Raw genomic sequence first — 12,586 nt, 5'->3', positions numbered from 1 at the left:
GAAAGTGTAACGAGCAGCAGTGCTTTATAGATGTGCTATTGCCTTTGGGATCCGTTTTAAAACCTCGTCTCTGCCGAGCAGTGCAACAATATCAAAGAGACTCGGTCCGAACGATGTCCCCGTCAGTGCGATTCGCAATGCCTGCATCGCTGCGACGCGTTTGATATCGTTCTCATCCGTGTATTTCCAAATTGCCGTTTCAACTGTTTCTACGTCAAACGAAGGTGTTTCTTCCAAAATCTGTAAGAGGTTCGTCAGAATCTCACGCGTTTTCTCTTTCTTCTCCTCTGAACCGCCCCACCATTTCTTGACCGCTTTCGGTTCATATTCAAATTCATCGGTAAAAAAATAACGGGTCTGTGGGATGATGTCCTGCAGTGTTGTGAGGCGTTCACCGACGGCCTCTACAATATTTTCCAGCCAGTCGCGCTGTCCAGTCGAATTGATTAAACCTTCTGCCTGCCAGAAGGGGATCACTGCGTCTGTCCGTGCCGAAATATCGAGTTGATTGATGTAATGGGAGTTGAGCCATTCAAGTTTCTTAATATCGAAAACGCTACCGCTTTTGCCGACGCGTTCGAGGTCGAATTTCTCTATAAGCTCATCTACAGAAAAGATCTCTTGTTTATCGTCATAGGACCAACCGAGTCTCGCGACAAAGTTCAGCATCGCTTCGCGGAGATACCCCTGCTCACGGTAACGGTTAACAGCAACGAGGTCGCCGTGATGACGTTTGCTCATCTTCCTGCCACTACTATCGAGCACGAGTGGAATATGCGCAAACTGCGGGACCTCTAAACCGAGCGCATTCGCAATCGCAATCTGTTTTGGCGTGTTATTGAGATGTTCTGTCCCTCGAATCACGTGCGTTATCTGCATCTCCGCATCGTCGATAATTGAGGTGAGATTGTAGTTCGGCATCCCGTTTGAGCGGACAATCACTTCGTCCTCTAAGGTATCGGGATCGATACTGCGTGAACCGAGCACGATGTCCTCAACAAGGATCGGTGTGTCTGGCATCTTTATGCGCACGACCGGCTTTCTGCCCTCGGCGACAAAGCGTTCTACGTCTTCCGATGTCAGGTGTCGGTGCCTTCCATCGTAGGAACGGGTCAGCTTATCGGCACGCGCCTGTGCGCGGATTTCTTCAAGTTCTTCAGGTGTGCAATAGCAGCGGTATGCATTGCCACTTTCAAGCAATTGCTTGACGTACCCCTCATAGATATTTCTCCGTTCCGATTGGACATATTGCTCGTCCCAATTAATGCCCAACCACTTCAACGCATCGTAAATCTCGTGCATGGATTCATCAGTCGAACGTGCCGTATCTGTGTCATCGATTCGGAGGATAAATGTGCCGTTGTGGTGTTTAGCGAATAGCCAATTGAACAGAGCCGTGCGTGCGCCGCCGATATGTAAGTAGCCGGTGGGGGACGGTGCCATCCGCACCCGAACCTGATCTTTCATAGCGGAAACCGATGTTCCGCTGAGTGTGTTGCTCATTTCTTCTGTCCTCTTTGAATCTTCGCCCAGCTATCCCTCAACGGCACTGTGCGATTGAATACCAACTTCTCTGATGTTGTATCTGGATCTACACAAAAATATCCCATCCGAAGGAATTGATACCGGCTTTCAGGTGGCGTGTCAGCGAGACTCGGTTCAACTTTGCAATTGTTTAAAATCTCCAAGGAGTTCGGATTCAGAAACTGTATCCAATCTTCGCCTTCTGCAGCACTTTCGGGTTCACGTTCTGTAAAAAGCGAATCGTAGAGGCGCACGTCAGCATCAACAGCGTGTTCAGCAGACACCCAGTGCAATGTCCCTCTAACTCTGCGTCCGTCTTCCGACCAACCGCCACGCGTTTCTGGATCATAGGTGCAGTGAATCTCAACAATTTCACCAGTATTTTCATCTTTAACAACGCGTTCGCACTGGATATAATAGGCGTGCTTCAGCCGGACTTCTCGTCCGGGTGCTAATCTGAAGAATTTTCGGGGTGGGTCTTCCATAAAATCTTCACGTTCAATGTAGATTTCCCGCGAAAACGGGATTTGCCGTGTGCCTGCGTTCTCATCTTCCGGATTATTTTCTGCATCGAGCATCTCAACCTGTCCTTCTGGGTAGTTGTCAATAATCACCTTAACCGGATCGAGAACTGCCATAACACGTGGTGCCCGACGATTCAGGTCATCACGAATAGAATACTCAAGTTGCCCCATTTCAATGAGGTTATCAGCCTTTGAAACACCGATGCGGTTGCAAAAATCTCGGATAGATTCAGGTGTATACCCACGGCGGCGCATCCCTGCGAGTGTCGGCATCCTTGGATCGTCCCAACCGCTGACGTGTCCACCCTGTACCAGTACCCGAAGTTTCCGTTTACCCAAAACAGTATAGGTGAGATTCAGCCGTGCGAATTCAATCTGGCGGGGTTGATAGATTTCCAACGCTTCTAAAAACCAGTCGTAGAGCGGACGGTGATCCTGAAAATGAACATCGCATAACGAGTGTGTTATCCCCTCAATTGAATCAGATTGCCCGTGTGTGAAATCATAGGTCGGATAGATACACCATTTGTTGCCGTGGCGATGGTGGTCTGCGCGTAAGATGCGATACATCACAGGATCCCGCATATTCAGATTCGGGCTGCTCATATCAATTTTTGCGCGGAGCGTGCGGGAACCGTCTGGGAAGTCGCCGTTACGCATTCCTTGGAACAACGCTAAGTTTTCCGCAACGGACCGATCTCGGTAAGGACTATTTGTCCCTGGCGCGACTAAGGTGCCACGATAACTACGCATTTCGTCTGGGGTCAGATCACAGACGTACGCCTTCCCTTTCTCTATAAGTTTAACTGCGTACCCATAAAGCACCTCAAAATAGTCGGAAGCGTGGTATTCTCGATCTTTCCAATCGAATCCAAGCCAATGGACATCTCGCTTAATCGCTTCTACGTATTCACTCTCTTCTGTAATCGGGTTGCTATCGTCAAATCTTAGATTGTAAAGTCCACCATAATCTTCGGCGATCCCGAAACTAATACAGATAGCTTTAGCGTGCCCGATATGGAGGTAGCCACTCGGTTCTGGAGGGAATCGGGTATGCACCCGACTCTCATATCTGTTTGTCTTGAGGTCCTTTTCAATCTCTTGACGGATAAAGTTTGTGTCGGAGGTGTTGTTGATGTCTTCTTTTAAATGCGGATCTGAATGCTTCATCTAATCTTAGGGTTGGAAACCCAAGTCTTCAGACTTGGGCGGAAAACCCGCTCCTATAAGTAAAGTTCAAGCGTCTTAGCACTTTGAAATCAGATGTTTTAGCGTTTTGGCAAAGACGGGTGCCCCTTAAATCGTAGAGAGAAATACCGCGTTTGCCAAAACCACTGATACGCGTCAAGCCATATTTGATATGTTTGACGAGCGTGTTTTTTACCAAACCATTCTGAGTGGTTCCACCATAACGTGGACGTTTACCCCCTTTTTCAGGGTTCTGCCTGTGAAGTTCGCGTCTGGCAATTGGGATCGGTGAAACACACATCAAGTCTGTATTATCAGGGGCAGAAACACCGCCAATCGTATGATAGGCTAAACACCAACTATCTACACAATGTGCCTCAAATGTTTCTGAAAGTTTCTTAGCGGATTTCTTGAGTCCCAATCTATCACGGATCTCTTTCGTCTCCCACCCTTGAAGGGTGAACAACTTCCAACGCTTCACTATTTCAGCATAGAACCATTGTTTACCGACTTCAAGTGGAGAAAAAGAGGTATTCCATTTCTTTTCATACGGTTTGGTTCTTGCCTTAATATCTTCTACACAGACATGCGTCAGAGGATAGAGTTTTGACAACCAGTCTAAGATCCGCAGTTTCCAATCCCATCTCGCACGTGTCCCCGCAGGGATACGTTCCTTGTTCGCCATACGGTTGGTTCTGTGCTTTCGGTTCGGACATTTCCGAGAACGTCTGCCTCTGCGAAGTCTTCTGCGTTTCTCGACTTTCTTACCAACACCATTGTGAGCGTCTGCTTGCATATTCAAGTAAGTATGTGCTTCAGACTTCACTGTAAATCCTTCTTTCTTACTACCGGGGTCTACACCGACAACAATCTCTTGTTTGAATCGTTTCGATGGTTCTCTGTTAAGTCGGATACAGAACACCGCATGATCCCAATACGGTGTAGCGTCTCCACATTTGATCATCATGCCTGCCCGCGTCGGTGTTGTCGGCATGAGTCTTTCGCCATCTTTACTTTTGACAGGAACGAAGTGCATCGTAAGTTCCCTTTCGGGTTATGTGTTGCCCCTTCGAGATCACGTATCAGAGCGGGTATAGACTTGGGGAGCATCTATACCGTCTGTGCGTGTGCCACCACGAGACACGCGATATTTTACTCTAGAAAACCGTTTACCTTGTGGGTCCCCGTGTGGCTACGGATATTCACAAGTTTCCCAAGTCTTCAGACTTGGGTAGTTGACATCTTATACCGTACCAATCATATATGTCCTGTTTTGGGCGTGTTACAGAGACTTCCGCTCTTCAAAGCGGTATGTCTATAGGGGTTGGAACATCCGATTAATATATTATACCGTCAAAATACCGTAAAGTCAAGGTTAGGGTACGCTTTCAAATCGTATTTACCGAGTTCACGAAGTATTGCGCGAAAATTCGCCTTGATCGCGTAAAAAATAGGCAGATATGTACCCTAACGTGAGTTTGATAAATATTTAGGACAGACACATTTCGTCTTAAAGTCCCCCTGATAAGGGGGATTTAGGGGGTTAAATTAAACCAAGTTGCTACTAACAGATTTTCGGCGTTTCAACAACACTTTTCAAGTATTTTCTTCACCCCGTATGAAGATTAAGAATTTAATCGGGTAATTTTTCCCGATGCCCGGTGCGGTTAGGAAACCGCACCATAGGTGTCAATTTAGTGATTTTTCGTTCGATTCTCGTCTTATTAATTCTGAACTGTGATTTATTTGATTTATTTGATTTTTGTGATAAGATTGAAATCTCATTTGAAAATAAAAGTTGAAGTGCCGGTCGTCCCGTAGGTTGGGTTGAACGGAACTCAGCAGGCAGATGTGTTTTCCAAAAACCTCTTAAATCCAGCGAGGTGTCGTCCGTAATCAAGAACGTAGTGAAACCCAACTTCATACCGTCAGGAGTCCGTAAACCGCTAATGCGTTGGGTTTCTCTCGGTTTTCTGTTTGGCGTGCCATCTATGGTGCAGTCCGAGTGTTGTGTTCCTTTTCAGGGTTTTGGGAATATCCGTTCAACCTAACGGAAATCCGCAGAAACACCCTATCAAAGACCCCAAGCAAAAACACCTACGGGACTTGCGACCTGCATTCCAACCCTACCGGCCTGGGGGTAGCGACGGTTATTATTTCTAAAATTGACACCTATGGTGCGGTTAGGAAACCGCACCTACCGGGCCTGGGAAAACGCAGAATTACCCAAATATTTTATTAAACTTCATTAGGAGTGCTATATTTATCAATAGGTGGCAACTTGCGTTATAGTAAAAAAAGTGAAGGCGGATCCCCTTAAAGATAACTAAGTGTATAACTGTATTTTAGGCATCCTTGGCAGAATTTCTGATACAAATGCTGTGTCTTCTTAGGATATTGGCACGAAACTTGCTACGACTTCAATTGAAGATAAAATAATTAATTCGGCAATTTTTGGCGAAGCCCGGTTCGGTTAGGAAACCGAACCTACCGGTCCTGCGGAAAATATAGAATTGAATTTTAGCATTTTCGATTTTTTTGAAAAAAGTGTAACTATTTCGCCAGTGCATCCGTTTAAAACGTTGTATTGATTAATATACTAATTCAGAAAGGGGTAAAATTATGAAATCCACCGATGTACGCAAGAATCGTCTATCCTTATACGAAACGGCTTTATGCCTCGCTATGGCGAAAGCGCGTCAAGATGAATTGCACTGGGAACGTTTTATTGATAATTTATCCCAGATTTGTGATACGTTTGCCTCCGAGATCGCTTCTGAAGACGCTGCCCCTTCTAAGGAGCAGGGTTCCTAACGCGAGTCAGAAGTATTTTAGACTGACTCTTGGAGTTTGGGATGGTTTTTAAAGATTTTAACGAGAGAGCGGACTAACTTTTCGGGGTCGTGGCGGATTACGTTCATTTCGACGCCACCTTCAGTTACCACCATACCGCAAATGAGGTCCGCTTCAACCACACGAATGCCTTCCTCTTCAAGTGATTCCCCCTCACGGTTATAGGAAACCTGGACCTTTGCTGCATCCGCAACCTGCATTGTTTCCGCTGACAGCAAGGAAATATGTTTCGCCAAGTTGAGCACATCCATCGGATGCGCGGTATTCCCATAGAGCATTGACAACCCTTCTTCCGACAGCGAACGGATTCGCGTCAATTGTGCGACCAATTCTTGGCGCACATACTCTTGAATGATCTCCGTCGGGGCAGGTTGGTTGTTGACGAGAACGTAGTCAAGCGCAATCTTCGCATGGTCAAGGACAGCGTTCACATGGTCGGTCACGGCATACCCATCGGTTTCCCCGGGTTGTGTCATTACGTTACAGATGTAGATTTTCATTGCGGGGGACTGTTGTATCGCTTCTACAATCCCTTTGATAACGAGATTCGGCATAATGCTGGTGTATAGGCTTCCGGGACCGATAAGGATAACATCTGCATTAAGAAGGGCATCTGTTGCGCCTTTATGCGCTTGACATTCATAAGAGCCGTCAGTTGGGTGATGCGTTTTTCCATTTTCGCGGGGTTCAAAGAAGACGCGCCTGATAGGTTCGCGATTCTCTCGCATAGGAATCGTTGATTCACCATGAACGATTTCGCCATCGGCGAGTTCCGCACAGAGTATGGTGTAATCCAAAGTAACAGGGATGATTCTACCTCGGACAGCGAGGAGGCGGGAGGCGGCTTGAATTGCCTTCGGGAAGTTGCCCTTCAGTTCTGTCAACGCGGTTAAGAGGATATTTCCGACGGTATGTCCGCCGAGTTCACCGTTGCTTGAGAACCGGTATTCAAAAAGCCCCGCGAGTTCATCGGCATCGGACAAGGTAAATAGAAGCCTTCGGATGTCACCAGGCGGTAGCATATCAAATTCTTCAACGAGCCGTCCTGAACTTCCACCATCATCTGAAACGGTGACGATCGCTGCCAAACTATCTAAATCAATAATGTTGTCTTTACCTATCTCTAAATCAGCATACCGCTTGATGCCGCTGAGAAGAGCAGATAAACCACTTCCGCCTCCGATGCAGGCAAGTTTCAAAGTCATAATCTCTCCAAGCTGAATCGCGGTTTTTTTACTTAGTGGTCGGAACTTTAGGTTTTCCGCGAATTATATTACATTGCACCTTTATAGGGCAGCGTAACAGATAACGCAATTAATACGACATCTGTTTCATTAAGGTCGTCAAAGTTTCAAGTGTTTCATCACACAATCGCTCTGCCGCTTCGGAAGTCGGGGCTTCACTAAAAACTCGGATTACGGGTTCTGTACCCGATTTGCGAATGTTTACCCACCGATCGCTCCAGACACGTTTAACACCATCCGTTAGTTCAAGGGATAGTTCCGTTCCAGTGTCACATTCTTCTTTATACACCTTTAAAACCGTATCAACAAGGTGCGTCGCAACTTCTTGCGACGGGATCTCCAATTTTTTCTGGCACATCTGATATTGCGGCATGTTCTCCACGAGCTGCGTTACAGTACCACCAGATTCAGCGAGGTGTTGAACAATCGCTGCAATAGAGGTGATTCCGTCCGTTGTGTAGTGCACATTAGGGTAAATGACACCACCAGTGCCTTCCCCGCCAATGACTGCCCCAACTTCTTGCATCTTCTCAACCACCCAACCTACACCCACTTTCGTACGATGCAGTGTTACCCCGTGATTCGCCGCAATATCGTCTAACATTCTGCTTGTTGATACCGTCGCGACGAGGTCACCTTTCGTTTTGCTGAGGATAAAATCGACGACGAAGGCGAGCGTCCATTCACCGCTGAGCGGCACACCGCGTTCTGTGACAACAACAAGTCGATCGGCATCACCATCGTGTGCCAAGCCAATATCTGCCCCGGACGCTGAGACAATTTCACAGAGTTCATCTAACGCATCAGGTGTAGGTTCAGCAGGGCGGCGGAAATTTCCGTCCGCGACACAATTTAGTGCAACAACCCGACAGCCGAGTTTCCTCAAGAGCGATGGACTGATAACGCTGCCAGCACCGTTCCCGCAATCAATTACGACCTTCAATCCAGTCTTTTGAATTAATTTCGGTCTAAGCCAAGAGGAACATAGCACCTGTTCTAAGTGATACGCCGTTGCATCTTCGTAAGTTTCAAGTGTCCCTTGTTCATTCCAAGGCGCGAGCGCGAAATCCTCTGCTTCGTAGATGCGTAGCAATTCATCGCGTTCTGCTTGTGTCAGGAGGTTACCTGAGGCAGATGCCAATTCGATGCCGTTCCAAGCGACTGGGTTATGACTTGCTGTAATGGTTATACTTCCCTGCGCGTGCAGTGCCTTCGCCATCAAGAGGACAGTCGGTGTCGGACAAAGCCCCACATCAATGACGTGACATCCGGTCGCAAAAAGCCCGGCGAGGACTGCATGTCTAAGCGTCGGACTTGAGGTGCGGGAATCCCTACCGATGACGACTGTTCTACCACCGACAAAAGTGCCAAATGCCATTGCGAATTGCGTAATGACTCGGACATCAAGCGAGATGCCAACCTCTCCACGAACGCCTGAAACACTAATAATCGGTTTTCCTACTTTTCCCATGTAACCCTCTCTGTGGTGTTTATGCGATGGCTCCGCGATGTTTGCACATCCGCCACGCGCCTAAAAAACTGAACCCACCGATCACCAGATGCCATACGCCTATAAGATACCACGGGTTTGGATACCTATAATCGTACGAAGTGACCGGTGTAAGTTCGTAAAGCACAGGTTTTCTGAAGATGTCCATCCCTTCAAAGATACCACACACCGCAATAAGCGGGTTTAGATGCAAGACTGGTGATATAAAGGGCTGAAGGTTGTTCACATAACGTTCTAAGGGATTGAGTAAAAATGCACCACCTATCAAAACACACCATAAAAGCGTAGCGAATTCTGCACCGAAAAGTGCGTCTCTGAAAATATGTGCGCCCCACATTCCGACTGCCGCCGCCGACAAACTATAGATTCCCAATATCAACACCATCTGTAACGCCTTCGTCAATGGGAGATTCGTGGCGAACAAAGCGACAAAAGTCGATAAAAATACCCAGCCTAACACCAGTACCTGACTCATCACAAGCTGCTGCAACAACCACTGCCCAGAAAAGATAGGGCTAAGTGTGAGTAGCCGCGCAGTCTGCGCGTTAAAACGGGTTCCAGAAAAGCTTGTATGAACAGCATAAGCGGCGAAATAGGGGGCTATCAAAAGCACAACACATACCTGTGCCATAAAAAAACATTCTATCGGTAAACCGAGTTTAATGTGCATCAATAGTTGATAGATAATCCACAACAAGGCACTCGCGATGCTGCACACCGAAAGGGATTTTATGAGGTAGCTGCGATTGTTAATAGTCATACGAAGAGACGACTTTATTGGGCTTGTGTTCGGCTGCGGAGCCGCAAAATTGCCTCGGCAATGGAGATAAGATTCGGGTTAATAATCAACGCCTGCTTATAGGCATCAATGGCTTCGGTGATTTTACCGAGTCTAACATAAACGTGTCCCATCCCTGCGAACGCCCCGAAATGATTCGGATTCAGCGAGATAGTCCGTTTGCAATCACGAATCGCTTTGCTCCATTCCTCAAGCATAAAGTATGCAATAGCGCGTTGGTTATAACCCTCAGCGAAATTTGGGTTTGTCTCGATTACCGTGGTGAACCGGTCAACTGCATCCTGATATGCCTTGTTCTTGAGCAAATTTTTCCCATCTTCAAGCATGGCGTCAACGGTATCATCACCGGAATGCGACCAGATTGCCCAGAGCGCGTATTCAGCATTGTAGCGGGTCCCACGATCATCGTTTTTAAGTGCTTCTACCAATGCCGGAACTACTTCTGATGTGCCAATTAAGCGGAGCGCAAATCCCGCGGCGCGACTTATCAACGGGTCTTCGCTATGAAGATAGACAATCAGATCGGCTTCTGAATAGTTAGCATTCAGCACTTGTTTGAGTTTCTCACCATCTCCTGAATTCTTGAACATCAGTTTCGCCAGTTCGGAAAATCCGTTGTTCCCATACATGGTTAAACCTCGCTATCTTACTGTTTCACTGCTATCTTGCTGTTCCACTTAGGGATAATTATAACAGATTTCTGCCGGAATAACAATCTTAAATGCCAGTGCCATCAAAAAGTTTGCAATTTAGATGGATAGCTGCTACAATTCCCTTGGTAGGCAGATAAAGTTAGCTGCCAAAACATTAGAGAGAGTGGAGTTACACACAAAACGTGAAAAGACGAAAAATTCTTATCCTCTGCATCGACGCGGGGAGTCATGACTATCTCGCGGCGAGCGACCTTCCAAACCTTCAAAGATTGGCAAAAACCGGATTTTATCGGCATGCCAATGCCGTTATTCCGTCTGTTACGAATGTCAACAATGTGAGCATCGCAACTGGCACCTTTCCTGAGACACATGGCATCACGACGAATTACCATGTAGACAGAATGACTGGCAAAGGCGAATTTATTGAGGATAACCGTTTCCTTCTCGCACCGACACTCTTTGAAATCGCAAAAGCGTCTAAATTTGCAGACAAAACCGCACTGTTTGTAACAAAGAAAAAGTTGTTACGAATGTTAGAAGCCGGTACCGACATCGCTGTTGCCGCTGAAGCACCACCGCCTGAATATATCCAGATGGCTGGACAGGTTGAGCCGATTTATTCAATTGAAATCAACTGGTGGCTCCTACGTGCTGTGCGCGAGACTGTGCGTAGAGACGATCCAGAACTTGTCTACTGCTCAACAACGGATTGGGTCCAACACAAATACGCGCCCGATGCCGAACCGTCGCAACGCCATCTCGTAGTACTCGACCAAATCATCGGTGACATTGTAGATGATGATCCAGAACGTGAAATCTATATTACGGCGGATCATGGGATGTTGGAGAAGACCACCGCACTTGACCCGGGCCGCTTGCTAACGGAGCAAGGTATCCCCGCGAGTGCCATCCCGATTATTAAGGATCGATACGTTGCACATCACGGCAATTTAGGTGGCGCGGCATACGTATTTCTAAAAAGCCATGCGGATACACCAGAAGCGATTCAGAAACTGCTGCGTACGCCCGGTATTGAAGAAGTGTACGCTGCAGAAGATGCCGCAGGCAGGTTTCGGCTCCATCGCGAACGGATCGGCGACATCTTTGTGTTAGCAGATGAAACGACTGTCTTCGGTGAATTGGAAACCGCAGTTGAACCAACCGCTGTGCGGTCACACGGTTCGCGACACGAAAGTTATGTGCCGATTATTGGGTATAATAGCCCTTGGTCAGCAATAGATTTTGAATATAATCTTGATATCGGAAGACTATTTTTAGAAAGCCTGCGTTAATCAATAGTGCGTTACGGGCTTGAAACTGCGCGTACGCACCTACATGTATAGGAGACACTATGTTAACAGACAAAGAAAAAACTGAAGGCTGGATATCCCTATTTGATGGTGAAACGCTCAACGGTTGGGGTGCCACCGGAAAAGATGAGGGATGGGTTATTGATGATGGTAGTATTCTCTGCACCGTTCAGGGTGGAAAATATCTCTATACCGAACAGCACTACGATAACTTCGTCCTGGCACTCGATTACAAAACCGAGCCGAAAGTCAATAGCGGAATTTTCATCCGATGGGCAGACCTTGATGATGCCGTTCAGAGCGGACTTGAAATCCAGATTTTAGACACACACGGCAAAGAACCGACGACGAATCACGACTGCGGCGCGCTGTATGATGCGCTCGGACCGACCCGAAATACGTGTAAACCCGCCGGTGAGTGGAATCAGATGACCATCACATGTGATGGTAGCATTGTTGCTGTAGCACTTAATGATGAAGAAATTGTCCGTGCTGATCTGGATGAGTGGGACACGCCACACAAAAACCCGGATGGCAGCCGGAATAAGTTCGGCATCGCGCTCAAGGATTTCCCACGCGGCGGTCACATTGGTATCCAGGACCACGGTGGGAAGATCTGGTGCCGAAACATTAAGGTCAAGCCGCTATAGGGATGTCCGTAACTATTGCGTCCATGCGTGGTTCTCAGACTCCTCAATTGGACGCAATAAATAGTTTAGGAAAATTATCACCGAGAAGAATTTGATCGGGTTCATAGTGCTATATTAACATGAGGGTGTTTTATAAATAATAGTTGTCAAAAGTCAGGATACTGGGTATCCTTTCATTTTATACCACATAAATTGAAGGAGACACCCATGCAATATCCTGACATCAGAGAGTATATCACATTTCTGTTTTCAATGTTAGATGAGTTCTCACTACTCCAGAGCCATTCAGTTTTCGTTATTAGAAATTTTCTATGATCTTTAGAGCATGTGC

General features: G+C 46.9%; 10 protein-coding genes. 3 read left to right on the top strand and 7 right to left on the bottom strand.

What is annotated here, in order from left to right:
- Positions 1-24 precede the first annotated feature (24 nt).
- The 3 genes from gltX to OXH00_09105 are packed head-to-tail and all read right to left on the bottom strand — an operon-like array spanning position 25 to position 4,272.
- Positions 25-1,503 carry a glutamate--tRNA ligase gene (gene gltX / locus OXH00_09115; protein MCY3741165.1) on the bottom strand — a complete coding sequence of 493 codons (1,479 nt, stop codon included), beginning with the start codon at positions 1,501-1,503 and terminating at the stop codon, positions 25-27.
- Positions 1,500-3,218: a glutamine--tRNA ligase/YqeY domain fusion protein gene (locus OXH00_09110; GenBank protein MCY3741164.1), complete on the bottom strand. Its 1,719-nt coding sequence runs from the start codon at positions 3,216-3,218 to the stop codon at positions 1,500-1,502. The genes gltX and OXH00_09110 overlap by 4 nt, the downstream gene beginning before the upstream one ends.
- Before the next feature lie 28 nt (positions 3,219-3,246).
- Entirely contained in the window at positions 3,247-4,272 is a 1,026-nt protein-coding gene (locus OXH00_09105; protein MCY3741163.1) for an RRXRR domain-containing protein, read from the bottom strand.
- 1,586 nt (positions 4,273-5,858) lie between these two features.
- Here OXH00_09105 and OXH00_09100 point away from each other — a divergent pair.
- On the top strand, positions 5,859-6,050 hold the full coding sequence (locus OXH00_09100) for a hypothetical protein (GenBank protein MCY3741162.1): 192 nt from the start codon (positions 5,859-5,861) through the stop codon (positions 6,048-6,050).
- Between the two features lie 17 nt (positions 6,051-6,067).
- Here the strand turns inward: OXH00_09100 and OXH00_09095 are convergent, their stop codons facing one another.
- The 4 genes from OXH00_09095 to OXH00_09080 form a co-directional block, all read right to left on the bottom strand.
- Positions 6,068-7,294 carry a YvcK family protein gene (locus tag OXH00_09095; protein MCY3741161.1) on the bottom strand — a complete coding sequence of 409 codons (1,227 nt, stop codon included), beginning with the start codon at positions 7,292-7,294 and terminating at the stop codon, positions 6,068-6,070.
- A 109-nt stretch (positions 7,295-7,403) separates the two neighbouring features.
- The gene (gene glmM / locus OXH00_09090) at positions 7,404-8,804 is read right to left on the bottom strand and encodes a phosphoglucosamine mutase (GenBank protein ID MCY3741160.1); all 1,401 of its coding nucleotides are present in this window, start codon (positions 8,802-8,804) and stop codon (positions 7,404-7,406) included.
- Between the two features lie 19 nt (positions 8,805-8,823).
- Entirely contained in the window at positions 8,824-9,603 is a 780-nt protein-coding gene (locus OXH00_09085) for a hypothetical protein (GenBank protein ID MCY3741159.1), read from the bottom strand.
- Between the two features lie 14 nt (positions 9,604-9,617).
- The gene (locus tag OXH00_09080) at positions 9,618-10,271 is read right to left on the bottom strand and encodes a tetratricopeptide repeat protein (protein MCY3741158.1); all 654 of its coding nucleotides are present in this window, start codon (positions 10,269-10,271) and stop codon (positions 9,618-9,620) included.
- A gap of 206 nt (positions 10,272-10,477) precedes the next feature.
- Here OXH00_09080 and OXH00_09075 point away from each other — a divergent pair, with 206 nt between their 5' ends.
- Complete coding sequence (locus OXH00_09075; GenBank protein ID MCY3741157.1) at positions 10,478-11,587, top strand: alkaline phosphatase family protein; 1,110 nt, start codon at positions 10,478-10,480, stop codon at positions 11,585-11,587.
- Positions 11,588-11,646: 59 nt separating this feature from the next.
- Entirely contained in the window at positions 11,647-12,255 is a 609-nt protein-coding gene (locus OXH00_09070) for a DUF1080 domain-containing protein (GenBank protein ID MCY3741156.1), read from the top strand.
- Positions 12,256-12,586 lie beyond the last annotated feature (331 nt).

The sequence above is a fragment of the Candidatus Poribacteria bacterium genome (assembly GCA_026706025.1).
GTDB lineage: Bacteria > Poribacteria > WGA-4E > WGA-4E > WGA-3G > WGA-3G.
The sequence above is the reverse complement of the archived record's forward strand: the minus strand, read 5'-3'. Positions and strand labels throughout refer to the sequence as shown.